Origin of the sequence: Acinetobacter sp. AOR18_HL (assembly GCF_027855145.1) — a bacterium.
In the GTDB taxonomy this organism is placed as follows: Bacteria; Pseudomonadota; Gammaproteobacteria; order Pseudomonadales; family Moraxellaceae; genus Acinetobacter; species Acinetobacter pittii.
The window spans coordinates 100,894-127,783 of sequence record NZ_JAKTIG010000023.1; the positions used below are offsets into that span (position 1 = coordinate 100,894).

The 26,890-nt window shown below is 38.2% G+C and carries 20 protein-coding genes and 3 tRNA genes; 16 read left to right on the top strand and 7 right to left on the bottom strand.

Annotated features, from left to right (window positions below; all coding sequences use genetic code 11):
• Nucleotides 1-164 precede the first annotated feature (164 nt).
• Both MKL51_RS05630 and MKL51_RS05635 read left to right on the top strand, forming a co-directional pair.
• On the top strand, nt 165-2,627 hold the full coding sequence (locus tag MKL51_RS05630) for an acyl-CoA dehydrogenase (RefSeq protein WP_032042286.1): 2,463 nt from the start codon (nt 165-167) through the stop codon (nt 2,625-2,627).
• 106 nt (nt 2,628-2,733) lie between these two features.
• Nucleotides 2,734-3,117 carry a carboxymuconolactone decarboxylase family protein gene (locus MKL51_RS05635; RefSeq protein ID WP_032005273.1) on the top strand — a complete coding sequence of 128 codons (384 nt, stop codon included), beginning with the start codon at nt 2,734-2,736 and terminating at the stop codon, nt 3,115-3,117.
• Between the two features lie 37 nt (nt 3,118-3,154).
• Here the strand turns inward: MKL51_RS05635 and MKL51_RS05640 are convergent, their stop codons facing one another.
• Complete coding sequence (locus MKL51_RS05640) at nt 3,155-3,691, bottom strand: cysteine peptidase family C39 domain-containing protein (protein ID WP_032005272.1); 537 nt, start codon at nt 3,689-3,691, stop codon at nt 3,155-3,157.
• Nucleotides 3,692-3,912: 221 nt separating this feature from the next.
• On the opposite strand from MKL51_RS05640, the gene ahcY reads away from it, so the two are divergent.
• The 6 genes from ahcY to MKL51_RS05670 all read left to right on the top strand — a co-directional run bounded on the left by ahcY (nt 3,913) and on the right by MKL51_RS05670 (nt 13,767).
• Nucleotides 3,913-5,295 (top strand): adenosylhomocysteinase, encoded by a 1,383-nt coding sequence (ahcY, locus tag MKL51_RS05645; RefSeq protein WP_032035703.1) that lies wholly within the window; start codon nt 3,913-3,915, stop codon nt 5,293-5,295.
• Nucleotides 5,296-5,365: 70 nt separating this feature from the next.
• Entirely contained in the window at nt 5,366-6,202 is an 837-nt protein-coding gene (gene metF, locus MKL51_RS05650) for a methylenetetrahydrofolate reductase [NAD(P)H] (RefSeq protein ID WP_017386552.1), read from the top strand.
• 18 nt (nt 6,203-6,220) lie between these two features.
• On the top strand, nt 6,221-6,943 hold the full coding sequence (locus MKL51_RS05655) for a 16S rRNA (uracil(1498)-N(3))-methyltransferase (protein ID WP_032005268.1): 723 nt from the start codon (nt 6,221-6,223) through the stop codon (nt 6,941-6,943).
• A 134-nt stretch (nt 6,944-7,077) separates the two neighbouring features.
• A complete protein-coding gene (locus tag MKL51_RS05660; RefSeq protein WP_017480722.1) occupies nt 7,078-9,930 on the top strand; it encodes a putative bifunctional diguanylate cyclase/phosphodiesterase in 2,853 nt (950 codons plus the stop codon).
• Between the two features lie 236 nt (nt 9,931-10,166).
• A complete protein-coding gene (locus tag MKL51_RS05665; protein ID WP_002118176.1) occupies nt 10,167-12,437 on the top strand; it encodes an NADP-dependent malic enzyme in 2,271 nt (756 codons plus the stop codon).
• A gap of 91 nt (nt 12,438-12,528) precedes the next feature.
• Nucleotides 12,529-13,767: a multifunctional CCA addition/repair protein gene (locus MKL51_RS05670; protein ID WP_017480721.1), complete on the top strand. Its 1,239-nt coding sequence runs from the start codon at nt 12,529-12,531 to the stop codon at nt 13,765-13,767.
• Between the two features lie 42 nt (nt 13,768-13,809).
• Here MKL51_RS05670 and MKL51_RS05675 read toward each other — a convergent pair whose 3' ends face one another.
• Nucleotides 13,810-14,985: a S1C family serine protease gene (locus tag MKL51_RS05675; RefSeq protein ID WP_005068179.1), complete on the bottom strand. Its 1,176-nt coding sequence runs from the start codon at nt 14,983-14,985 to the stop codon at nt 13,810-13,812.
• 194 nt (nt 14,986-15,179) lie between these two features.
• On the opposite strand from MKL51_RS05675, the gene MKL51_RS05680 reads away from it, so the two are divergent.
• From MKL51_RS05680 to MKL51_RS05705, 6 genes are all read left to right on the top strand, one after another.
• Nucleotides 15,180-15,938 (top strand): Nif3-like dinuclear metal center hexameric protein, encoded by a 759-nt coding sequence (locus MKL51_RS05680; RefSeq protein WP_001284932.1) that lies wholly within the window; start codon nt 15,180-15,182, stop codon nt 15,936-15,938.
• Between the two features lie 145 nt (nt 15,939-16,083).
• Nucleotides 16,084-16,710 carry a superoxide dismutase gene (locus tag MKL51_RS05685; protein WP_000208083.1) on the top strand — a complete coding sequence of 209 codons (627 nt, stop codon included), beginning with the start codon at nt 16,084-16,086 and terminating at the stop codon, nt 16,708-16,710.
• A 146-nt stretch (nt 16,711-16,856) separates the two neighbouring features.
• Nucleotides 16,857-16,932: transfer RNA gene (locus MKL51_RS05690), tRNA-Asn, on the top strand.
• An 8-nt stretch (nt 16,933-16,940) separates the two neighbouring features.
• A tRNA-Asn gene (locus MKL51_RS05695) sits at nt 16,941-17,016 on the top strand.
• 181 nt (nt 17,017-17,197) lie between these two features.
• Nucleotides 17,198-17,273, top strand: a tRNA-Asn gene (locus MKL51_RS05700).
• A 56-nt stretch (nt 17,274-17,329) separates the two neighbouring features.
• Nucleotides 17,330-17,773, top strand: a complete 444-nt coding sequence (locus tag MKL51_RS05705; RefSeq protein WP_005068176.1) for a DUF2726 domain-containing protein — start codon at nt 17,330-17,332, stop codon at nt 17,771-17,773.
• Nucleotides 17,774-17,777: 4 nt separating this feature from the next.
• Here MKL51_RS05705 and MKL51_RS05710 read toward each other — a convergent pair whose 3' ends face one another.
• The 5 genes from MKL51_RS05710 to glnA form a co-directional block, all read right to left on the bottom strand.
• Nucleotides 17,778-17,978, bottom strand: a complete 201-nt coding sequence (locus MKL51_RS05710; RefSeq protein WP_000082753.1) for a hypothetical protein — start codon at nt 17,976-17,978, stop codon at nt 17,778-17,780.
• A 103-nt stretch (nt 17,979-18,081) separates the two neighbouring features.
• Nucleotides 18,082-19,389, bottom strand: a complete 1,308-nt coding sequence (locus MKL51_RS05715; protein ID WP_000830588.1) for an alpha/beta hydrolase — start codon at nt 19,387-19,389, stop codon at nt 18,082-18,084.
• A 109-nt stretch (nt 19,390-19,498) separates the two neighbouring features.
• Nucleotides 19,499-20,377, bottom strand: coding sequence for a 4-hydroxybenzoate octaprenyltransferase (ubiA, locus tag MKL51_RS05720; RefSeq protein WP_000205468.1), 879 nt, complete (start codon nt 20,375-20,377; stop codon nt 19,499-19,501).
• Complete coding sequence (locus MKL51_RS05725; protein WP_032005265.1) at nt 20,374-20,883, bottom strand: chorismate--pyruvate lyase family protein; 510 nt, start codon at nt 20,881-20,883, stop codon at nt 20,374-20,376. The genes ubiA and MKL51_RS05725 overlap by 4 nt, the downstream gene beginning before the upstream one ends.
• Nucleotides 20,884-21,008: 125 nt before the next feature.
• Nucleotides 21,009-22,424, bottom strand: a complete 1,416-nt coding sequence (gene glnA / locus MKL51_RS05730; protein WP_002052696.1) for a type I glutamate--ammonia ligase — start codon at nt 22,422-22,424, stop codon at nt 21,009-21,011.
• Nucleotides 22,425-23,186: 762 nt separating this feature from the next.
• Between glnA and MKL51_RS05735 the strand changes: the two genes are divergently transcribed.
• Both MKL51_RS05735 and MKL51_RS05740 read left to right on the top strand, forming a co-directional pair.
• A complete protein-coding gene (locus tag MKL51_RS05735; RefSeq protein ID WP_080759597.1) occupies nt 23,187-24,746 on the top strand; it encodes a peptide MFS transporter in 1,560 nt (519 codons plus the stop codon).
• Nucleotides 24,743-26,545, top strand: a complete 1,803-nt coding sequence (locus MKL51_RS05740) for an aminopeptidase P family protein (RefSeq protein ID WP_270904195.1) — start codon at nt 24,743-24,745, stop codon at nt 26,543-26,545. The genes MKL51_RS05735 and MKL51_RS05740 overlap by 4 nt, the downstream gene beginning before the upstream one ends.
• Nucleotides 26,546-26,890 lie beyond the last annotated feature (345 nt).

Here is a 26,890-nt window from a genome sequence, read left to right on the forward strand (position 1 = left end):
ATCTTATACCTAAAAGTACGATATATCCCTGCTCTAGCATATACATCAATTGCGACATAAAAAATTAAATTTAAACAGCATTAAAAATTAGCTAGTTAAGCCTTAAATCTCTCCTCGCTTTTTTGTAACTTCTAACTTGAGGGCTTATCTAGCAAGGAGCAAGTATGATTTTCCTACTCTTTGTTTTAAGCGTTGTCATTCAGCTTTTTGCAATATGGGCAATTTTCTTTTTTAATCTAAACAGAACCATTGGTAGTGTTATTACGATTGCTGTAGCCATACTTACTGCACTCATATTAACGCCATGGGCTCTCCTTTTAGGTATTCCCCTTATTGCCCTTAGTATCATTATTTTATTTGCACCATTACGCTTTAATCTGATTACTCAACCTGCATATAAAACATTAGCAAACTCAATGCCGAGCATCAGTACGACTGAACAAGAGGCTTTAGAGGCAGGTACCAGTTGGTGGGAAAAAGAATTATTTATGGGGGCACCCGATTGGTCACAATTTGAAAAATATCCCTACCCAACCTTGTCAGCAGAAGAACAAAGTTTTATCGACAATGAAGTTGAGCTCCTTTGTAGCATGCTAGATGAATGGGAAATTCATCATCACTTAAAAGATCTACCACCAGAAGTTTGGCAATTTATTAAAGATAAGGGTTTTTTAGGACTCATTATTCCAAAATCCTTTGGCGGCAAAGAATTTAGCTCATTTGCCCAAAGTCGTATTATGAGCAAAATTGCTTCCCGCTCACTCACCACAGCTGTGAGTTGTATGGTTCCAAACTCATTAGGTCCGGGTGAGCTACTCATGCACTACGGTACAGATGCACAAAAACAGCAGTATTTACCGGGCCTTGCTAAAGGTGAAGAGATCCCATGCTTTGGTTTAACCAGTCCAGAAGCAGGTTCAGATGCAGGCGCGATTCCAGATTCGGGTGTTGTTTGCTACGGCGAATATGAAGGTGCTCAAGTTCTTGGGCTAAGAATGAATTTCTCTAAACGCTGGATTACGCTCGCACCAATTGCCACCGTTGTTGGCTTAGCATTTAAACTTTATGACCCAGAAGGCCTACTCGGAGATAAAAACAAAACAGAATACGGTATTACTTGTGCTTTAATTCCTGCAAGTCATACAGGTGTGAAAATTGGAGCACGACATTATCCTGGTTCACCATTTATGAATGGAACAGTAGAAGGAGAAGATATTTTTATTCCTATTGACTGGATTATTGGTGGTCAAGAAAATGCTGGTAAAGGCTGGCGTATGCTCATGGAGTGCTTAGGTGTTGGTCGTGGTATTTCCCTTCCAGCTCTAGCCACAGCCGCAGGTGAAATGAGCTATTTAACCGTTGGTGCTTTTGCAAAAATTCGCCAGCAATTTAATATTTCTGTCGGTAAATTTGAAGGCGTACAAGAAGCAACTAGTGAAATTGCCAGCGATGCCTATATGCTTGAAGCATTCCGTTATTTAGTGACATGTGGCCTAAACCAAGGTGGAACACCTGCTGTGATGACTGCTATGGCAAAATATTATGCAACTGAAACGATGCGTAAAGTTGTCAATCACGGAATGGATATTGCTGGAGGACGTGCTATTCAACTTGGACCACGTAATTTCCTTGCACTTACCTATCAAGCGATTCCGATTGCTATTACAGTAGAAGGCGCAAATATTTTGACCCGTTCATTGATGATTTTTGGTCAGGGCTCAATGCGTTGTCATCCTTATCTATTTGAAGAGTTACAACTCCTTCAATCTGAAGATAAAAATAACTCAGTCAAAAAATTCGATGATTTGTTATTTAAACATTTAGCCTATACCTTTAATCGCGGTGCTAGATCATTTGCCTACGGTTGGACAGGTGGCTCAAGCGATGCGCCTCAGTCAGCAGATCAATTCACTGCAAGTTACTATAAAACGATTAATCGTTTTAGTGCCAACTTCGCACTTGTTTCAGATATGTCACTTGGCTTACTTGCAGGAGATCTAAAACGCAAAGAAATGTTATCAGGCCGCTTGGCAGATATTCACGCGCACCTCTTTATTTCTACTGCGATTTTAAAATTTTATGAAGCTGGACAAAAAACTGAAGCTGAACAACTTCACGCTAAATTAGCGCTACAAAAAGCTTTCTTGAATATTCAGGAAGCATTTTGGGGATTATTTGAAAACTTCCCAGCCAAACTTCCAGCAGCATTTGTAAAATGGATCTGTTTCCCTTTTGGTCGTGTCATTTCAAAACCAGATGATGAATTAAAACAACAAGTCGCTGAACTTATGATGCAAGAGCACCCTTTCAGAGAACAGCTTAAACATCACGTATTTTATTCAACCAAAGCCGATGATGTAACTGGTCGTTTAGAGCATACTTTCCAAATTCTGCGAACGCTTGAACCGCTTTGGGATAAGTTTAAAAAAGCTGAATCTAAAGGCAAATTTACAGGACTGACTTTCGAAGAGAATATTGCACAAGCGATAAAAGAAGGCTTTATTTCTGAAAGCGAAGCTCAACAATTATTGCAATACAACGCAATTCGATTCGATAGCATGCTTACAGATGTGTTTGATGAAGATTTAAATAAAGATCTTCCTTTGTCGAACCCTCATCAAATTTAGTGACTGATGCCTCCACTAATTCACTATTGCAATCATTTTTGATTCGCATTAATTAATAAACAGCTATAAAAGCGTCAATCGACGCTTTTATTTTTAGGAGAAATTAATGTCTAAGCAAGATTACGAAAATGGATTAAAAGTTCGCACAGAAGTGATGGGAGAAGCTTTTGTAAAGCGTGCACAAGAAAATACCGTACCCTTTACCCAGCCTGTGCAAGACTGGATTAACGAGCATGCATGGGGATCGACTTGGCAACGTGAAGGTGTGCTACCTCGTAAATATCGCTCATTAATTACTTTGGCAATGCTCACGGCACTAAAATCACCAACCGAACTCAAAGGCCATGTTCGTGGTGCACTCAACAATGGTTGTACAGTTGAAGAGATTCAAGAAACTCTATTGCACAGCCTGCCATATTGCGGCGCCCCTGCTACACAAGAAGCTTTTCGTGCTGCTTTAGAAATAATTCAAGAATATCAACAAAAATAACTTCAATATGAGCCAGCACTCTACTGGCTCTTTTTATCTAATTCATTTTGGATGAATGCATCTGAAAATTACGATCATCAATCACAATAGCCTGACGGCAAATCCCCTCTACTTGACGCTGCTTTTCAAAAACTGCCGCTGACATCGGATCAAAACTATCAAAAAAGCAGATTTCATTTTGATCTATAGAATAAATGAGCGACTGATTTCCAATACCTTCTAAAGTATCGTAGTAGACAATCACCATTTTTCCGTTTTGAATTGCAGCTTGAATATCTTGATAGCTCAGCGCTGGTCCAGTTGGAATTTTTAATACCTTTGCCTCTTTATAGCTCATACGTTCGCTTTGGCTAATGCTAGGATCCTCATCTGAATGAAATGACACTTCAAATCCTAGTTTCTTTAAAGCAACAGCTAAGGCAATAGTATAGGTGCCTCCTTCATCGTGTCGGCAAACATTAATCAGCTCAACCACATCAATTTGTACTCCATGATGCTGAAGCACCATCCAAACTGCAAAAACGCCACAGTTTGACTCTAGGCTTGCCAATGACTTGGGAATATTTAATGCCATAATTAGAATCTAAAGTGATAATTACGCAGATAATAAACAAAACTGGATTGGCACTAAAAGCTTTTCCAAGTACAATGTTTCGCTAGTCGAGGGATGCTGCGACAATTGATCGGCACTAAAGATCAATTTGCCAGGCTCGACGATCGGTTAAACAGTCGTTTTAACCAACAACGGCATCCGCGAACAGAATGATCAATACTATTTTTTCCTAGGAGATCCTGATGAACGCGGTTAATGCTTCATTTACAGATTACAAAGTTGCTGATATTTCTCTTGCTGACTACGGCCGTAAAGAAATCAAACTTGCTGAAGCAGAAATGCCAGCTTTGATCGGCTTACGTAAACGCTATGCAGCTTCTAAACCACTTGCTGGCGCAAAAATTCTTGGTTGTATTCACATGACCATTCAAACAGCTGTTCTTATTGAAACGCTTGTTGAATTAGGTGCTGAAGTACGCTGGACATCATGTAACATTTTCTCTACTCAAGACCACGCTGCTGCTGCAATTGCTGCTCGCGGTATTCCAGTGTTTGCTTGGAAAGGTGAAACTGAAGAAGAATACGTATGGTGTTTAGAGCAACAGATTAATGTAAATGGCCAACCTTGGGATGCCAACATGATCTTGGACGATGGCGGTGATTTAACTGCTCTTGTTCATGAAAAATACCCTGCTCTTTTAGAACGTATTCACGGTATTACCGAAGAAACTACAACAGGTGTTCAACGTCTTATCGAAATGTGGAAAGACGGTTCTTTGAAAGTTCCTGCAATCAACGTAAATGACTCAGTTACTAAATCTAAAAACGACAACAAATATGGTTGCCGTCACTCATTAAATGACGCAATCAAACGCGCAACTGACATGCTTTTGTCTGGCCGTCGTGCACTTGTAGTGGGTTATGGTGACGTGGGTAAAGGTTCTGCTCAATCTTTACGTCAAGAAGGCATGATCGTTCGTGTCACTGAAGTTGACCCAATTTGTGCAATGCAAGCATGTATGGATGGCTATGAAGTTGTATCTCCATACAAAAACGGCGTACAAACAGGTAAAAAAGAAGATATTAACCAAGATCTTCTTGGCAACACTGACCTCGTTGTAACAACAACTGGTAACTACCACGTGTGCGATGCAGCAATGTTAGACAGCTTAAAAGCTGGTGCAGTTGTATGTAACATCGGTCACTTCGACACAGAAATCGATACAGCTTATTTACGTGGTTACAAGTGGGTTGAAGTTAAGCCACAAGTTCACCAAGTTTATCGTTCAGAAGATGAAAATAACTACCTTATCCTTCTTTCTGAAGGTCGCCTTGTAAACCTAGGTAATGCAACTGGTCACCCATCACGTGTAATGGACGGTTCTTTTGCTAACCAAGTTTTAGGTCAAATTCACTTATTCCAAGAGAAATTTGCTGACCTTCCTGCAAGTGAAAAAGCTGAAAAAATTCGTGTAGAAGTTCTTCCTAAGAAACTTGATGAAGAAGTTGCTGCTGCAATGGTTGCAGGTTTCGGTGGTGTACTTACCCAGTTAACTCAAGAGCAAGCTGATTATTTAGGCGTAGCTGTTGAGGGCCCATTCAAGTCTGACGCTTACAAATACTAAGAACTTAAGGGCAGACGGTGAACCGACTGCCCTTTTTTCTAAAATGTTTCGCTGTTTACAAGGATTTGACATGACTAAACGTACACCTATTTCTTTTGAGTTTTTTCCACCAAAAACTGATGCTGGTGCTGAAAAACTTCGTATTGTTCACCAAGAATTACAACTTCTGAACCCTGAGTTTTTCTCAATTACTTATGGGGCTGGTGGTTCTACTCGCGAACGTACTCTGGCTGCTATTGATGATTTCAATGGTAAAGGTACACCAGTTGCACCTCACCTTTCTTGTATTGGTGATGATAAAGCTCGTATTGCTGAGTTACTGGATTTATATAAAGCTCAAGGTATTAACCGTATTGTTGCTTTACGCGGTGATTTACCTTCTGGTCAGGTTGGACTTGGGGAACTTCCTTACGCACAGGATTTAGTACGTTTTATTCGTGAGCACTCAGGTGACCATTTTCATATTGAAGTTGCAGCTTATCCAGAAATGCATCCTCAAGCTGAAAATCTTGATTCAGATATTCAACGTTTTATTGAAAAAGTACAAGCTGGTGCCAATGCAGGAATTACTCAATTCTTCTTTAATCCAGATTCGTACTTTTATTTTATAGAGCGTTTAGAGCAAGCTGGAATTAACATTCCGGTGGCTCCAGGAATCATGCCTATTACCAATGCAAGCAACTTAATTCGCTTTGCAGACGGTACGGGTGCTGAAATTCCTCGCTGGATCCGTAAGCAATTACAAGCCTATGGTGATGACAGTGAAAGTATCAAAGCTTTCGGTCATGAAGTTGTTGTTAAGTTATGCGAACGCCTTATTGCAGGCGGCGCACCAAGCTTACACTTCTATTCAATGAATCAAGTCGAACCAACTCGTCAACTTGTTGTTGATCTTGGTTTAAATTAATTTTGTAAGGCGTACCCAATGAACCGTTTTTTTATCGAAACTGAACTTACAGTTGGCTCAACAATTCAACTGACAGAATCAGTATTCCATCATTGGGTGCGCGTTTTACGTGCACAACTACAAGAACAAGCGACTCTATTTAATGGACAAGGTGGTGAATATCTCGCGACTTTGTCCGAAATTAATAAAAAAAATGCGTTTGTCACCATTGAGGATTTTAACCCTGCAAACCGTGATGCCCCTTTTAAAGCTGTTTTAGGTCAAGTCATGAGTAAAGGCGATCGAATGGATTATGCCATTCAGAAAGCCACTGAATTAGGTGTAAGCCAGATTCAATTGCTAACAAGTGAGCGTTGTGAAATGCGCTTAAAATACGATCGAGATCAAAAAAAATTAGATCACTGGCAAGCTGTTGCAATTGCAGCATGTGAACAATGTGGCCTCAATTTGGTTCCAGAAGTATTAGCGCCTATTTCTCTTCATGAATGGTTAAGTTCTTCTGAGCTTCCTCAATCTAAATTTGTTTTAGCACCAGAAAAAGAACAAAAAGATGTATTGGCGGAAATACAGCCTGAACTTGCCTTATTGATTGGCCCAGAAGGTGGCCTAAGTGAAAATGAAATTACCCAAGCCAATCAAGCTGGATTCATGAACTGGTGCATTGGTGACCGAGTTTTGCGTACAGAAACTGCCCCTATTGTTGCCTTATCTATTTTAAATTATCGATTTTTATCCACCTAAGTTCTCTGCACATTGATTAAATCATTATTTAAAGTTAACTTACTTTTATTGTATGAATAAAATTTCAAATTCTTTTTCACTGATAAATCAGATTCTTTCTGTATATATGTAAAAAAATAGGATAGAAAAATCTTATGTCTGGGCTTCAGGAAGAATATCTACAGCATCAAACAAAAATTGAACAGCTGAAACTTTCAACTCAATATATCCGCTGGTATTTAATTAGCCTGATATTACTGTGCCTCATTTCATATGGTATTTTTTCTTACTATTTTTCATCTACAATAACAATATTTAGCTGGTCTATTGGCCTTACCGTCGTCGCTCTTGTCTGCTTATTATTTATTCCAAATATTTTAACTCACTATCGCACGATTGATTTTACAAAAAAAGCTGATCGTGCCTTACAAAGTATTTGTTTATTCTCAGGAATTTTAATTGGAATAAATGTCACAATTATTCATTTTTATCTACCTCCTGACTTAATTGCACTACCAGATGCTCATATTTTAATTGCTTTATTTATTACTTCGGCTCATATCATTGGCCTTACTTTTTTAACACAGCAACCCCGATATTTTTATCTCTTATTTATCCCTAGTACCCTCCCTCTACTAATTGCTCAATTCACACATAATCCAATTACTCAGCTACCTTTTTATTTCGCCTATAACCTCACCTTTGTCGCAACTGTGCTTTGTGCATATGCAACTCAACGCAATTACCAAAAGATCTCTCAATTATTATTAAAAAATAAACAGCTTGTTCAAATTTCAGACCAGCATACCCAATGGGCTGAAGAATTATGTGTACAACTCCAACAAGAAGTGAATAAGTCCAAAGATATTGAAGCCCAGCTTCAATTTAATAATCATTTACTTGAGCAAAAAGTACGTGAACGTACCTATGACCTCACCAAAATGAATGAGCAACTCGAAAGCCATCACTATAATTTAGCTTTTGCACATGAAACTGCGGGTATTCGACCTTGGGATTGGGATATTGAAAGTCAAAGATTGGAAATTACATTTTTCGATCAACAAAAACAAACTCAAACCGCCGTTATTCATCTCAATACCATATTAGATCGTATACACCCAAGCGATAAAAAACTTTTTGATGAACGTTTAAAACAACATTTGGAAGGCGTTACAGATCATTTTAATATCACCTTTCGAATTTTACGTCGAGATGGTTCTTGGAGATGGATTCATGATGTAGGCCGTGTCATCACCAGAGATCCAAAGACACAAAAAGCGCTTCGTATGGTGGGAATGACCCGTGATATACATCAAGAGAAAAAGGATCAAGAACATCTAAGGCTATCTGCAATTGTGCTCGAGCAAGCTGCGGAAGGAATATTTATTTTAGATGAGCACCTAAACTATATTGATATTAATCCATACTATGAAAAATTAACTGGATTTTCTAAGTCAGAACTTCTGAATAAAGAACTATTTAGCATTACAATTAATCAAAAAGAATTGCAACAACAGTTTCATGCATCAATAACGCAACAGCTCCTGGAGACAGGAGAATATATGGGTCAGTTTGACGAAAAGTTTAGTTCTGGTAAAAGCGTATATTTATGGTTGCATATCAATGTGGTCAAAGATGAATTCAATCAAATTACCAATTATATTGGATTTGCACGTGACCTCACTGAGCAAAAGCGCCAAGAGCAACATCTATCTTACTTAAAAAACTACGATAGCCTCACCCATCTGCCTAATCGTCTTTACTACTACAATCAATTACATCAATATCTTGTAAACCCTTCATATAACATTAAAAATCTAGCATTAATACGGGTAAATATTGACCGCTTCCGAGCTTTCAATGAATTTTTAAATAATGATAGTGGTGATGAATTACTTAAACAGTTCGCACAAAGATTACGCTTAATCAATATCAATGCAATTTTAGTCGCCTATTTAAATAGTGATGATTTTGCAATCATTTATGAAATTTCGCCAATTCATCCAAATGTTGAGCAATATTGCCAAAACATTTTACAAGCACTCAATGCACCTTTTTACATTGATAATCACGAATATTTTATTACTGCATCTATCGGTGTTGCATGTTTTCCTGAACATGGCAGACAAATTGATCATCTCAACAATCATGCAGAGCAAGCTCTTTCCGAGGCAAAACGTTTAGGTGGTAATACAATTTGCTATTACTGCAATAAAACAAATCACTCATATAAAACTGCCGATTTAGAGCAAGAATTACGTAAAGCCATTCAAAATGATGAATTTGTCATTTATTACCAGCCCAAAATTAATCTACACGATCAATCAATTATTGGTTTTGAAGCACTCATTCGTTGGCAGCATCCTGAAAAAGGATTAATCCTCCCAAATATGTTCATACCATTTGCTGAGCGTAGTAGCCTGATCTCAGATATTGGGAAAGTTGTTTTAGATAAGGTTGGAAAGCAACTCCAAGAGTGGAAAAATGCGGGTTATATCAATATTCAAGTCTCTGTAAATATTGTCGCTCAACAAATACATCGAGGCTTATTACTCAATGACTTAGATGAGGTTTTGCAAAAATATAATATTCAAGGTTCAGATCTCGAACTTGAAATTACAGAGTCAGCCCTTTTAGACAATACTGCCAATGTAAAAACGCTATTACATGCGATAAAACAACGAGATATCTCCATTGCCTTAGATGACTTTGGTACGGGTTATTCATCTTTAGCCTATCTGACAGAGTACCCAATTGACGTATTAAAAATTGATCGTGCTTTCATTTCGAAAATTGGTGATCACAAACAAGAAGCAATTGTAAATGCAATGATCGCGATGGGTAAAAGTATGGGACTTAAACTGGTTGCTGAGGGTGTAGAAACAAAAGAACAAGTCACCTATCTACAAAAACAGCAATGTGATTTTTTACAAGGCTATTTCTTTAGTCGCCCTATTCCTGCCGAGCAGATTATTCCTTATCTACAAACAAATCCGCATATTTCTTAATTGTTCCAATCATCTATTTTACCTATGCTGCTTTTTCCAAAAATGAGCGTTTTTGACTGTGAGAAATAAAGAAGTAGTGTTATATTCTTTAGCATTTAGCTCACCACGGGGCTATTGGCAATTCGTCTACTATTCTCTTAATTGGTAAAAATTAAAGCGTAGTTAAAGAAGTGAGTTGCCTCTCCCTAAATGAGCAATTTGACTAGTTTGCTTTTTTGTATCAAATAGAGACTCAGATGGACGATCAATCTTTAAAACAGGCCGCTTTAAATTACCATGAATATCCAAACCCAGGGAAAATCAGCGTCACCCCAAGTAAGCAACTTGTCAACCAACGAGATTTGGCTCTAGCCTACTCACCAGGAGTTGCTGCGCCATGTTTAGAGATTGAACGTGATCCATCTGCTGCTGCTAAATATACAGCTCGCGGAAACTTGGTTGCCGTAGTCAGTAACGGTACAGCTGTTCTTGGTTTAGGTAATATTGGACCATTAGCGTCTAAACCTGTAATGGAAGGTAAAGGCGTACTCTTCAAAAAGTTTGCTGGTGTTGACGTATTTGACATCGAAATTGCAGAAAACGATCCAGATAAAATTGTAGATATTGTTGCCTCTCTTGAGCCAACTTTCGGTGGTATCAACCTCGAAGATATTAAAGCGCCAGAATGTTTCTATATCGAAAAGAAACTTCGCGAACGCATGAAAATTCCTGTATTCCATGACGATCAACACGGTACAAGTATCATTGTAGGTTCAGCTTTGCTTAACGCATTGCAACTTGTAAATAAGAAAATTGATGAAATCAAAATTGTAGCTTCAGGCGCAGGCGCTGCTGCCCTTTCTTGTTTAGATTTACTTTGTGCTTTAGGCGTAAATAAAGAAAATATTATTGTTGCCGATTCTCGCGGTCTACTCACTACTTCACGTGAAGGCTTGGATGAATCGAAAAAACGTTATGTTCAAGACATTAAAGCAACTCAGTTACATGAAGTAATGGCTGGTGCTGATATGTTCTTGGGTCTTTCTGCTGCTGGTATTCTCACCAAAGAAATGGTGAAACAGATGGCTGAGAACCCTATTATTTTTGCTTTGGCAAACCCAGATCCAGAAATTTTACCTGAACATGCACATGAAGTACGTCCTGATGTAATCATGGCAACTGGTCGTTCTGACTATCCAAACCAAGTAAACAACGCATTATGTTTCCCTTACATTTTCCGTGGTGCGCTTGACGTTGGTGCAACAACGATTAATGAAGACATGAAAATTGCATGTGTACATGCAATTGCACGTATGGCACACGTAGAAGCAGATGCAGCAACTTATGGCGAAAAATCTGCTTCATTTGGCCGTGACTACTTAATTCCACGTCCACTTGATCAACGTTTAATTTTAGAAATTGCCCCTGCTGTTGCTAAAGCTGCAATGGATTCAGGTGTTGCAACTCGTCCGATCGAAGATTTCTCTGCATACCGTCAAAAATTATCTGAGTTCGTTTATAACTCTGCATTCTTGATGAAACCGATTTTTGCTCAAGCAAAAACTGATCCTAAACGCATCGCATATGCTGAAGGTGAAGATGAGCGCGTATTACGTGCAGTGCAAATCGCAGTTGATGAAGATTTAGCTAAACCAATTTTAGTAGGTCGTACTGCTGTAATTGAAGCTAATATCAAAAAATTAGGCTTACGTTTACAACATGGCGTAAACATTGAGATTGTAGATCAAGAACAAAACCCGATGTATGAAGAGTTTTGGAAAGACTACTATCAAACAATGCAACGCAAAGGCATTACTGTTGAATATGCTCAACGTGAAGCTCGTCGCCGTTCAACTTTAATTGCATCTTTACTGGTTAAATTTGGTAAAGCAGACGGTATGTTATGTGGTACTTACAGTAGCTATAACATTCACCTTGATTTTGTACGCAATGTCATCGGTCTAAAAGAAGGTATGAATAACTTCTTCACGCTAAATGCATTAATGCTTGAAGATCGTAACTTGTTTATTGCTGATACATACGTAAATACAAACCCGACTGCTGAACAACTTGCTGAAATGACTATTTTAGCAGCTGAAGAAGTACGTCGTTTTGGTATTACTCCACGTGTAGCCCTACTTTCTCATTCAAGTTTTGGTAGTGACCAGACTGACTCAAGTGCTCAAAAAATGCGTGAAGTTTATCGTATTTTATCTGAGCAAGCTCCTGAGCTTGAAGTTGAGGGTGAAATGCACGGTGATGCAGCATTAGACGAAAACATTCGTCAATTTGCATTCCCTGGCTCACGTTTCAAAGGTTCTGCAAACTTGCTCATTATGCCAAACCTAGATGCAGCAAATATTTCATTTAACTTATTGAAAGCGACTTCTGGTAACAACGTTACTATTGGTCCAATTTTACTTGGTGCAGCAAAACCTGTTCATATTTTGACACCGACAGCAACAACTCGTCGTCTTATCAATATGACTGCTTTAACTGTTGCTGAAATCCAACAACAAGAAAAGTAATTTAGAAACTGCTTTTTACGAAAAGCATCTCTAATGACTTGAGAAAACCTCTATTCTGTAGCATGATTGCTTGAAGAATAGAGGTTTTTTCATGCAAGTGTATTTAGTAGGCGGTGCCGTCCGTGATTTTTTACTTGGGCATCCCTATCAAGAAAAAGATTATGTTGTTGTCGGTGCAACGCCGGAACACATGCTCGCCCAAGGTTTTCAACCTGTAGGCAAAGATTTCCCTGTGTTTCTTCATCCTGAAACAAAAGAAGAATATGCACTTGCACGTACTGAAAGAAAATCTGGTAAAGGCTACCACGGCTTTCAATTTTTCACCGATACCACAGTAAGTTTAGAAGAAGATTTAATCCGCCGTGATTTAACCATCAATGCCATAGCAATGGATCAAGATGGCAAACTATACGACCCATATGGCGGTCAAAATGATTTAGAAAATAAAACTTTGCGTCATGTTTCAGAAGCTTTCGCTGAAGATCCTTTACGTGTTTTACGTGTTGCACGCTTTGCGGCTCGCTATTCTTCATATGGTTTTCAGATTGCGCCAGAGACAATGCAGCTTATGCAAACCATGGCTAAATCAGGTGAGCTTGATGCGTTAACACCAGAACGTGTGTGGAAAGAGACTTCTCGCGCACTTTTAGAAGATCATGCAGATGTTTATTTTCAAACATTACGTGACTGTGGGGCGTTGAAACATCTTTTCCCTGAAATTGACGCATTATTTGGTGTACCACAGCGCCCTGAATATCATCCAGAAGTGGACTGCGGCATACATACGTTAATGTCCTTACAGCAAGCTTGTAAGTCAAACTATTCGCTTGATGTTCGATTTGCTGTATTAGTACATGATTTGGGTAAAGCATTGACTCCAGCTAACGAACTTCCTCGTCACATCATGCATGAAGAACGTGGAGTAAAACCTGTTACCGAATTATGTGAACGTTTAAAAGTTCCAACTCAAACTCGACAGTTGGCATTATCAGTATGTAAAGAACATCTAAAATGTCATCAGATTATGTCGTTAAAACCAGGAACTGTATGGCGCCTATTACAGCGTCTAGACGTACTACGTCGTCCTGAGAGAGTAGAAGCTTTTGTACAAGCATGTGAATGTGATGCTAAAGGAAGGTTAGGTTTAGAAGACCGACCTTATCCACAAGCTCAGTACATTTTGGATGCGATGCAAATCGTTCGCTCTATTAAAGTTCAGGATTTACCTGAAAACATTAAAGGTGCTGAGATTGGTGAAATGCTCATTCAGTACCGTATTGATGCTTTAACTGAGTTCAAACATCAGCATCAAGCACTATCTCATACTTAATTAACACCAAGAAAAAAGCCTCATTACGAGGCTTTTTTATCTTTACTGTTTAGGCAGCGGTATAAATTGTGATTGAGTATTTTGGTTTTTTCTTTCCCCTACTGTCACCACAAAGTTTTGTTGCTTCCCATCTCGCTCGACCATTACATTAATTTCGCTGTTAGGCGCTTGTAATGCAACATAATTAATCAAATGAGATGCTGAAGTGATTTGTTGATTATTCACCTGAATAATTTTATCACCAATCTTAATACCTGCTGATGCAGCTGGACCATTTTTCAAGACATCTGCAACCACAACACCAATTTGCTGTTTAGGTGCTAATACATCTTCTTGTGTAGGCGGTACTAAACTAATCCCTAACCATCCACGGACTACACGGCCATCTTTCAAAATTGAGTTTAAAACTTGTTGGCAAACTTTAGCGGGAATTGCAAAACCAATTCCTAAAGAACCACCTGATTGAGAGAAAATAGCCGTATTTACACCAATTAAATTCCCAGCCACATCAATTAATGCTCCACCAGAGTTACCTGGATTAATTGCGGCATCCGTTTGAATAAAGTCTTCATAGGTATTAATGCCTAAATCAGAGCGTTCAGTCGCAGAAATAATACCTTGAGTTACCGTTTGGCCTACACCAAATGGATTACCAATTGCTAAGACCACGTCACCTACTTCATTACCACTGAGTTTAAATGGCAATACAGGTAATTTATCTAAATCGATTTTAATTACAGCTAAATCAGTATCAGGGTCTGTTCCAACAATGGTTGCTTCTGCACGACGGCCGTCATGTAATGCAACTACAATCTGATCAGCTTGAGCAATCACATGATTATTCGTCAAAATATAACCATCAGCTCGTACAATAACCCCAGAGCCTAAGCTATTTTCATTTTGCTGTTGTTGTTCTGGAACCTGATTTCCAAAAAATTCGCGGAAGACCGGATCACTTAATAATGGATGATTTTGTTTAACTTTCTGGGTCGTAAAAATATTAACAACTGCTGGCGCTGCAACTTTTACTGCAGCGCTATAAGATACCACCCCGCCCGCTCGCGAAGTATCAACGAGTGGTTCAACTTTCTCAGCAGGCATTTGCACCCCATCAACTGCAACAGTTGGTTTCGGCTGATGGTATTTTTGCCATGCAATAAAACTGGCAATTACAATAATAAGTAACACCCAAGGTAACCATGTAAAGGTGCGGCGCACGTTCATATCCTCTACGCAAAGAAGTTTTTAATTAAATTAATATATTGAACAAAAAGAGTTTTCAGTTAAGCATTTTAAATTAAATATGTCGATATACATAAAAAAGTCAAAAAAGATTTGTCTAGCTTTAGTTACACAACAAAATATGTTTCTATAGCTTTAGCAATTATTTACTACTCAATTCAGGAAATATCATGGCAAATTTGCATGAAATTATTCAGTGGTGCGACCAAACCTTAAAAGCTGCAGAATTTAAAGATTACGCACCAAATGGCCTGCAAATTGAAGGTTCAACTGAAGTAAAGCGTATCGTTTGTGCAGTTACTGCTTCTGAAGATGCGATTGATGCAGCAATTGCTCAAAATGCAGATTTATTACTCGTACATCATGGTTATTTTTGGAAGGGTGAACCGTATCCAATTACTGGAATGCGAGGCAACCGCATTAAAAAACTCATTCAAAATAATATTTCATTAGTCGCTTATCATCTACCTTTAGATGCACACCCAACTTTGGGCAACAATGTAGCGATTGCAGAAAAACTAAACTTGAAGAATTTAGAACCACTCGATTTAACCGAGAAACATCCGATTGGTAATATTGGTTATTTAGAGCAAGCAGTTTCTGTAGATGAGTTTAAAGCACAGCTTCAAAACAGTTTTGATTTTAAAGTGATTCATTTGCCAGCAGAAAAGCAAAGCATTCAAAAAGTAGGCTTCTGTACAGGCGGCGCTCAAGATTTTATTGCTAAAGCTGCTTTGCAAAATTGTGATGCTTATATTTCAGGTGAAGTCAGTGAACGAACTTTTTATGAAGCAAAAGAATTAGGGGTTCACTATTTCGCCTGTGGTCACCATGCTACTGAGCGTTATGGAGTTCAGCGTTTGGCACAAGCGATCTCAAAACAGTTTTCAATTGAAGCTGAATATTTTGAATTGAATAATCCGATTTAATTAAGTCTTTTTTTCAATCTGTGTTATGCGTATTAATTAGATCTTTATTGTGTATAGTTCTTTAAAACGATGCCCTATTGTGACCAGAATCATTTACAATAGAGCCACTTAATTGTATAACCCAGCAAATGCAAGGAATAGGAACATGACAACCATTACTTTACCTGCACTTCCATATGGCTATGATGATTTAGCGCCACATATTAGTAAAGAAACTTTAGAATACCATCACGATAAACACCACAATACCTATGTTGTTAACTTAAACAACTTAATCAAAGGGACTGACCTTGAAGGTAAAACTTTAGAAGAAATCATTAAAGCGACTGCTGGTGATGCATCTAAAGCTGGTATTTTCAACAATGCTGCTCAAGTTTGGAACCACACTTTCTACTGGAACAGCATGAAGCCAAATGGTGGTGGTAAGCCTACTGGCGCAATCGCTGCTAAAATTGACGAAGCTTTTGGTAGCTACGAAAAGTTTGCAGAAGAATTTACTGCTGCTGCAACAACTCAATTCGGTTCAGGTTGGGCTTGGTTAGTTGCTGATGAAGTAAACGGTAAATTATCTATTACTAAAACTTCTAATGCAGACACTCCACTTGCACATGGCCAAATTGCTGTATTAACAATTGACGTATGGGAACATGCTTACTACATCGATTTCCGTAACTTACGTCCTAAATACATCGCAACTTTCCTAGAAAGCCTTGTGAACTGGGACTATGCAAATGCAAAACTTGCAGGTCAACCAGCTGGTGTAGAGAAATAATTTTATTTCTTTATGAAAAACCACCCCATTTGGGGTGGTTTTTTTATTTTTAATACAGCAAAAGCATATTAATCAAGCAAACGATTCATTTTCTTTAATATTCTTATTGACGCTTTTAGATTTCATCCATAAAATGCGCATCAGATTCTCCAATAGCTCAGTCGGTAGAGCGACGGACTGTTAATCCGCAGGTCCCTGGTTCGAGCCCAGGTTGGAGAGCCATCTACTAATCTCCCATAGCTCAGTCGGTAGAGCGACGGACTGTTAATCCGCAGGTCCCTGGTTCGAGCCCAGGTGGGAGAGCCAAGATTCTAAAAGCCCGCATTTATTGCGGGTTTTTTCTTTTCTAATGATTTAATAATTTTTCATTATTTTGAATAAAATCAATGTTTCGAGTATTTTTAAACCAAACGATTAGATATTCACTCTAATTCTGTTATTAAGGCTTGACCCAGCCCTCTTTCCTGCCTAAAATCCTTTTCCAGATTCTCCCATAGCTCAGTCGGTAGAGCGACGGACTGTTAATCCGCAGGTCCCTGGTTCGAGCCCAGGTGGGAGAGCCAAGATTCTTAAAAACCCACTCATCATGAGTGGGTTTTTATTTGTATGATGCCTTCACATGTTCGAATCGAGTCACTTATTTTTTATTGTTTTAGGTTGCGTAAGCACCTGTATTTTTCTTCTTGTTTGTTTACGCCCTTATTTATTTCCAAAACAAAAATTCTTTGCTCGCCCTGTCATTACAAACTTTGAAACTCAAATGTTTATACGTTTAAAACAAAGTTTTCCAAATTATCATGTGTTAGCACAAGTGGCGTTTAGCGCATTAATTACCAGTAATGACTATAAAATTCGTAGTCAGTTCAATCGTAAAGTTACTGACTTTGTTGTGCTCAACGACAAGATGGAAGTCATGGCCATCATTGAACTAGATGACCCTACCCATCTTGAAAAAGTAGAAGAAGACCGTATTCGTGATCAAATGCTTACTGAAGCAGGCTACCTTGTAAAGCGTTACACAAATATTCCTACTGTACGCCAATTACAAAAGGATATTCATTAACAAGCTATTTCGATTCAGAATTTGCAGCTTCTTTCTCAGCTATTCTTTTTGCCATCTCTAAACGCTGTTGTTCATATTGTTTTTTATTCTTAGCATCGCTTTTTGCAGCCAAGAAAAGTATTCCAATAATTAGAAAAGGAATAAGTAAACCTAATCCCATTAATAACCAAGGAACAGATTTTTTTTCAACAGGTTGCTGGCTCATAAGTTCTTCAAACTCAAATAGTATCAAATCAAACTGTGTAACAATATAACAAAAAAGGCCCTTTTCAGGACCTTTTTAATTTGAAGATTTTAAATACAAAAAATTATTGTGCTATTCCAGTACATTCAACATTCTTACTAGCATCTATTACTGATGGATCAAGCACTATATTTGTTTTAGCTGGCATCTTAGATTGAACAAATTGATAAATTTCAGCATTTCTACATACAATCGCCTGAGTATGGGTAGCTCCAACAACAGGTACAAATGTCACATCAGTTCCCATTTTTTTAAGTCCCTCTTGTAAGGCATTAGTAACAGGATATGGTACAGCCATATCCGCAGTACCTTGAACAATCATGACTGGTGAATTAATTTTTTTGGTAGCAGGTTGATTATCTACCAAGAATTTTTGTACCGTTGGATTCTCCTGGAAATTACCAGCTAGGCCTGGATAATCTAGAACTGTTTTACCAGTATTAGTCGCAAGAAAATCTCGAATATCATCTGCAAATTTATTATGCAAATCAGTTAAACAGACTCCATTTTCACCCGTAGTGCCTTCTGCAAACTCAGCTATACTTTGAGAACGTTGTTGAAAGATTGCACGATAATTAAATTTAGGTTCATAAGCAGTAATACCCACTGTGGTATATGCAGCATATGCAAGTAGCTCGGCATACACTTCCACAGCCGTACCAACAGGTGCGGTACCAGCCTGCTCTTTCTGAAGAATGTCTCTAATTGCTTGCGGAGCAATTTTAGAAATAATATCGCCAAGGCTAGAAGCTGGTGCTGTTGCAACAGCTCCTTTGTAGTTAGTGTCGTTATTAGCAAATTCAGCTGTTCCTAATGAAGCATGGCCTCCTTGAGACTGCCCAATTGACATCCATGAACTATTTAACTGACTACCGTAATGATCTTTAGCAGCTTTAACTGCTGCAATTGCAGATTTAGCCTCACTTCCTAAATTAAGGTATGGATGCATGCCTCTAGTACCTAAACCTTCATAGTCAGGTGCCACAATCACATAACCAGCAGCTAATAAAGTATCCGCTAGAATTTTAAAACGTGGATTAATCGTATTGTTGCTTGGTGCACAACTATCCCCTACACCTACTGTGCCGTGCTCCCATACCACTACGCGATAACCATCTTTCGGTTGAGCAACTTTAGGGAACATGACTAAAGCAGTTGCTTCAGCTGTTTTCCCTTGTACATTCACCATGTTATATGTCATCACTTTTATAGATGAAGCACCACTTAAGGTATCCTTAGAATAGGATTTTTCAGAAACATAAGTTTTATCAGGATTTACACCAATATAGTCATCATCATCGTCATTACACGCTGTAAGAAATAGTGCTGAAATTGATAATGTTATAGCTAAAGCAATTTTTGACCGTTTCATAGAATATCCTTTTTATGTGTTATTTATTCCGCATATTTTTATGCACAAATATTAAGACATAAAAAAAGTGCTCTGCATAGAACACTTTTCAACCTCACGGTCATTTTTACTATATGAAATTTAAAAATATTCCTAGAAAAATGATTAATCCAACCCAACGATTGTGACGAAATGCCCAAAAACATACTTGAGGGTTGCGGTCTTTGGTTTTAATTGTTTGATATACAAAATCAAAAGCCACTACAACTAAAGCAATAATTGCCCAGGGGAATAAAATATTTTCTAAATATAGTGCAGTACCAATCAAAACAAGACTAGCTGCTTGTAAAAGAGCAATAATCTGGATGTCATATCGACCAAAAAGAATAGCTGTAGATTTCACGCCAATCTTTAAATCATATTCACGATCTGTAATTGCATATTGAGTGTCATAAGCCACAGTCCAAGCCAAATTACCAAAATAGAGCAACCAGCAAGTCAAATCTGGAGTTTTACCTACCGCGGTAAAAGCCATAGGAATTGACCATGAAAATGCTGCGCCTAAAAATACTTGGGGTAAATTGGTATAGCGTTTCATAAATGGATAAATAAACGCTAAAAATAATGCGCCAAATGACCAATAAAAAGTTTCTATAGGTAAAAAGAACAAAAGACATGCGCTTGCTAAAACAAGGCCCAAGAATACGTATACGGCTTCCCTTGCGCGAATCACTCCTGCTGCTAAAGGGCGCGTTTTTGTTCGCTCTACATGACCATCTACTTTACGATCAGCAAAGTCATTAATCGCACATCCAGCAGCGCGCATAAAAATGACGCCTAAAATCATGACAAATAAAATACCTAAATCAGGTATTCCTTTTGATGCAACCCAAAGTGCCCACATGGTTGGCCAAAACACCAGTTCAGTACCAATTGGCTTATCAAATCGACATAGATAATAATAAGCTTCTAAACGCTGACGCCATGTTGTGCCTGTTGCAGTCGTCATAGTAATTCCTTGTCGTGCTGCTGATTTAAAAAAGCTTCAAAAGCCGGTAAGAATGTTTCTTGGACGATAAATTTACATCCATGCCAAGTATAGCAACTTTGTCGCGTCCAGCCTTCTGGCAAACGAATGACACGACGGTCACAAAGCGGAGTTGTTCTTTGAAATAGAAAAAAGCCAATCGGTTTAGAACCGATGCGCTGAAATATACGCGCTTTTTTTTGTAAACTTTGAATTGGAAAAATACTTTTTGCTTTCACCCACGGCTCTGCTTCACAGCCATATAAATAGGTTTCCCTAACCCATGAAGTATGAGCATGAGGCATGTTCATCCATTGACTATCTGCCAAAGTTAAACGCTGAAAGTGCTCTTTAAAGGGCTTCACACTAAACTGGCCACCACCAAGCTCAGTGAGTTGTTGAGTCAGAGAACCAGAAGCATACAACCATGTTTTCAACTCAGGATTTAAAGTCTTTTCCTGTTTAAGTACTGGTTGTCGTTTACGCATAATCTGCTCACATGAAAACTCGCACCTAGTTTACTCCAAATTTTTGATAAAAAACGTAGAGAATTCAATCAACATTCCAAGCAATAAAAAAGCCTGCATAAGCAGGCTTTTTTACAAAATATGTATTACAAGCTGTAGTACATATCAAATTCAACTGGGTGAGTAGTCGTGTTAAGACGACGTACATCTTCAGTTTTAAGTTCAATGTATGCATCAAGCATTTCTTTAGTGAACACGCCGCCTTTTAACAAGAACTCGTGATCTGCTTGAAGTGCTTCAAGAGCCATATCTAAGCTATGAGCAACTGTTGGGATTTTTGCTTCTTCTTCTGGAGGAAGATCATACAAGTTCTTATCAGCAGCTTCGCCCGGATGGATCTTGTTTTGAATACCGTCGATACCAGCCATTAACAATGCAGCGAAACCTAAGTACGGATTCATCATTGGGTCTGGGAAACGAGCTTCGATACGCTTACCTTTAGGGCTAGAAACGTATGGAATACGGATAGAAGCAGAACGGTTACGCGCTGAGTAAGCAAGCATAATTGGTGCTTCGAAGTGAGGAACCAAACGCTTGTATGAGTTTGTAGATGGGTTTGTGATTGCATTCAATGCACGAGCGTGCTTGATGATACCACCGATGAAGTACAACGCCATTTCTGAAAGGCCTGCATATTCATCACCAGCAAACAAGTTCTTGCCATCTTTAGAGATAGACATGTGAACGTGCATACCAGAACCGTTATCGCCTACCATTGGTTTAGGCATAAACGTAGCTGTTTTTGCATATTGATGTGCAACGTTCCAAACAGCATATTTGAACTGTTGAACTTCGTCAGCTTTACGAACAAGAGTATTGAAGCTCACACCAATTTCTAACTGGCAAGAAGCAACTTCGTGGTGATGTACTTCTACACGACCTGGGCCCATGATGTCTTCGATTTTTGCACACATTTCTGCACGCATATCTTGTGAAGAATCAACTGGAGGAACTGGGAAGTAACCGCCTTTAACACGTGGACGGTGACCAGAGTTACCAGACTCGTAGTCTTTACCAGTAGACCAAGCAGCTTCTTCAGCGATTAATGTATGACGAGCGCCAGACATATCGATGTCCCACTTCACTTCGTCAAATACAAAGAATTCTGGTTCTGGACCAAAGAATGCAGTATCACCGATACCTGTAGATTTTAAGTATTCTTCTGCACGGCGAGCAATCGAACGTGGGTCACGCTCATAACCTTGACCAGTTGAAGGTTCAATAACGTCACAAGTCACAACTACAGTTGGTTCAGCAAAGAACGGGTCGATAAAACCAGTTTCCGCATCTGGACGTAAAATCATGTCAGATGCTTCAATGCCTTTCCAACCAGCGATTGAAGAACCATCAAACATTTTACCGTCTTCAAAAGTATCTTCATCAATAGAATCAGCTGGGTAAGTTACGTGCTGCTCTTTACCCTTAGTATCAGTAAAGCGAAAATCGACCCATTTTGCGCCACTTTCTTGTATGAGTTGAAGGACCTTGTTCGCCATGCTCATTTTGCTCCAATGAAATTTTGTTGCACTTGTTAAGTGCGTGTTAGTTGCTGGTATTTATATAGCAATTCTCATACCAACTTTATAAGACTTACCTAAAACATTGAATTGCTTATAACTATCCATGATTTAGGCCCCTTGTCTTGAACCCATTATACTGTTTGCATTGTTAAATGCACCATATTCAGACATTTTCAAATTATGGCATACAAGAATAGCTCGCAATCGCCCTAATTTAGTGCAAAATTGTTGCGCCAATATGAATCACCGCATCAATATCTAACAGTAATTTGTGATCATAATACTTTCTTATATAGAAATCTGACTTTCTTACTGTAATCCTTAAAAATAATAATCTATTCCCGATAGAACTATTAATCTCTAAATTAGACGATGGTATCTACAGTATGCCCTTGCCAAAAAATTTTGAACATAAATACGATTTCTAAGTAACTCTACACAATTTTTTTAAATAATATCAATTACTACTCTTCACTGCCCATCCATAGAAAGGTTGAGGTTTTAAAGTGTTAATTTAATTTTTCTTATCGTAGTTTTACGCTAGGGCTGGTCTGATCAGCTTTGGTGCGCCAAGAGAAATCTTTTCAACTGATAATTTCAACTTTCTAATTTTTTACCATTTGTTATATACCTTTTTTATACATGACCAACTTGCTTTTTCATTTTAAAAAATCTAAAAAATAAAACATAACTTTTTTTTATAATTAAACAAACTAAAAGTTTTGTTTTATCTAAACTACAAATATGTTCAAAGGATTTGAAATGAAGCATGAACTCGAACAATATGACAGAGCTTTTTTCGGCCATCCAAAACCATTAAAAACTTTATTTTTTACAGAGCTTTGGGAAAGATTTTCTTATTATGGTATTCGGCCTTTACTCGTTCTTTATATGATTGCAATGGTTAATGACGGTGGTTTAGGTCTTGACCGTCCAACTGCAGCCGCAATTGTTGGGTTATTCGCTGGATCTATGTATTTAATGACCGTTTTTGGTGGCTGGATTGCCGATAACTGGTTAGGTCAGGCACGATCGGTGTGGTATGGTTCTATTATTATTGCACTAGGTCATTTATCTATTGCCCTCACTACCATTTTTGATCAATTCTTTTTTTATTTCGGTTTAGTCCTTATTGTTTTAGGTACCGGATTATTTAAAACCTGTATTTCAGTGATTGTCGGAACATTATATAAAGCTCAGGATAGTAGACGAGATGCTGGTTTCTCCATTTTTTATATGGGAATTAATTTAGGTTCTTTTATTGCTCCTCTTCTAACAGGCTTATTAGCACGTGATCATAACTGGCACTTAGGTTTTGGAATCGGTGGCCTTGGGATGTTAGTTGCATTACTTATTTTTCGTGTATTGGCTGTTCCTCAGCTACAAACTTTTAATGAGTTGCGTCAAGAAAATGACAATTGGAATAAACCTGTCGTACAAAACAAAAATGCACCAAAAATTGCTTTCTCCTTCTTACTATCTGTTGCAGTCGTTATTGTTCTTACCTTATTTGGTGTCATTCATATCAATCCGGTCGAGGTAGCAACTTATTTAACAGTTGGGATTGGTATTGGGATTATTGCTTATTTTGCATATTTACTGCTTTTCCTGAATTTAGAGCAGCATGACAAATTTAAAATTATTATTTGTTTTGTTTTATTAGCAGCCTCTGCCCTATTCTGGTCAGCTTTCGAACAAAAGCCCACAACTTTTACTTTATTTGCACAAGACTATACAAATCGTATGTTTTTTGGATTTGAGATTCCAACTGTATGGTTTGAATCAATTAATGCCCTATTTATTATTATTTTTGCCCCAGTTGCAGCATGGCTTTGGGCAAGACTGGGTAAATCAAATAAAGACCCAAGCTATATCAGCAAATTTATTATTGCATTGTTATTCGCAGCAGGTGGCTTTCTTGTTATGTCTTTTGCTAGTCGTTTCGCAATTGCTGGCGGCCTAGTTTCACCATTTTGGTTAGTAGGAACTTTATTTTTACTTACCATAGGAGAACTGTGCTTAAGCCCAATTGGATTATCAACCATGACTAAACTTGCACCTGATGTTATACGCGGTCAAATTATGGGGCTATGGTTTACTGGCACAGCTTTAGGTAATCTTATCGCTGGCTTAATTGGCGGGAATGTATCAGCAGATAATATTGATCATTTACCGAATCTCTTTATGCGATGCGTTTTGGCATTAGTCGTTGGTGCAATCGTGTTATTTTTATTAAAGAAACCTATTAATAGATTAATGAACAAAAGTACCAGTAAAGTTCAACCTGAGTTGGAAACTATATGAGCGTTTTAACTGTTCCAGAAAAACTTGAGAAACTTCGTCAACTCATGCGCAATCAGCATATTGATGCTTTGATTGTGATGAGTGCCGATCCCCATATGTCAGAATATTTACCAGACTACTGGAAAGCAAGGCAGTGGTTAAGCGGTTTTAGTGGTTCGGTTGGTACGCTTGTTGTGACCCAAAAGTTTGCAGGTCTATGGGCGGATGGTCGCTATTGGGTACAAGCAGAACAACAACTCGCTGGAACTGGCTTTCAATTACAAAAACTGACCAGTGATCAAACTTCTACACATCTCGCATGGATTGAGAAAAATCTACCAACTGGTTCAGTCATTTCAGTAAATGGCCAAACATTATCCATTCAACAATTTAAGGCGCTCGAACATACTGCACGACTTAATCACTATAAACTTGAAACCCAGCAAGATTCAGTTGGAGAGATTTGGTTAGACCGTCCAGAACTTCCCTCAGAAAAAATCCATTTGATGCCTGAAGGATTAAATGCCCTCTCTCGTAAAGAAAAAATTCAGGCAATTCGCGAAAGCTTAGCTAACAAGAATATTGCGGGTCATTTTATTTCATCTTTAGATGATATTGCATGGGTCCTAAATGCACGCGGGCAAGATGTAGAATATAACCCTGTTTTTCTTTCTCATTTATATATTAATGCAGAGCAAGCTATTCTTTTTATTGATGCTGAAAAAGTTAATGTAAGCATTCAACAAGCTTTAGCAGCCGATGGTATTGAAATTCGTAACTACGAAGATACCGCTAAGTTTTTATCGAATATCTCTGATACCTCTGTACTTTTAGATCCAGCCAAAGTCTCGATTTTTCATGAGCAAGCTATCGCAAAAGATATTCAGGTTGTCTACGACATCAACCCAAGTACACTTTTTAAATCGCGTAAACATGAAAGTGAAATAGCTCATATCCGTCATGCCATGCTTAAAGATGGTGTTGCACTTTGTCACTTTTTTCACTGGTTAGAAAAAACGCTTCATCATGGTGAAAGCATTTCAGAATTGACTATTGATGAGAAAATTACGGCTTTCCGTGCTCAGCAAGATGGATTTATAGGACCGAGTTTTTCAACGATTGCTGGCTTTAATGCTAATGGTGCTCTACCCCACTACCGTGCAACTGAAGAGCACTATTCATTTATCGAAGGTGATGGTCTATTACTCATTGACTCTGGCGGCCAGTATGTTGATGGAACAACGGATATTACTCGTGTTGTTCCTGTAGGCACGCCAACAGGGCAACAAAAACGTGACTACACATTGGTTTTAAAATGTCACATTGCCTTGGCAAAAACGATTTATCCGGAAGGTTTAGCTGCTCCTCTACTCGATTCAATTTGTCGCCATACTTTATGGCAACATGGTTTAGATTATCGACATGGAACAGGCCACGGTGTAGGCTTTGCGCTTAATGTTCATGAAGGTCCACAAGTTCTTTCTTATTACGCGCCTGTACATGCCTACAGTAAATTGCGTGAAGGAATGATTCTTTCCAACGAGCCGGGCTTATACCATGAGGGACAATACGGTATTCGTATTGAGAATCTGGTTGCAAACAAACTTCACTCTGGCTTTGTGAAAACCTACGGCGATTTCTTAGAGTTTGAAACGCTGACCCTTTGTCCGATTCATTTAGATTGTATCGTTGTTGATCTGCTAACGAATGAAGAGAAAGACTGGTTAAATAGTTATCATCAAACTGTTCAAGAAAGACTAGCTGAACATTTGTCTGGCGATGTTTTAGATTGGATGATTTATAACACACGTAAGATTTAATCTTCTTTTACGAACAAGGCAGAATAATTTTTATTTCCAATAGAAGCTTATTCTGCCTAATTTGTACTTATCTGTAATTTTAAAAAGCTCCCCTTCACAAAGCCTTTTTTCTGCAAATTTCTAACGAATGAAATAGTTAAACTGGTTACTTCTTTTTTTGTTATATTAGCCGTTTAGAAAGCGGCTTTTTATTTGATCAAATAAAAGTACTTTTTAAAAAGTGAGTAACATTTTGAGTAATACTCTAGTCACTTATTAAATATATATTAACTATCATGAGGTTAAGTTCATCATGCTTCTAATGATCGAAAAGAAGTATTAAGCAAATCTAAAAAAATCTAGCAA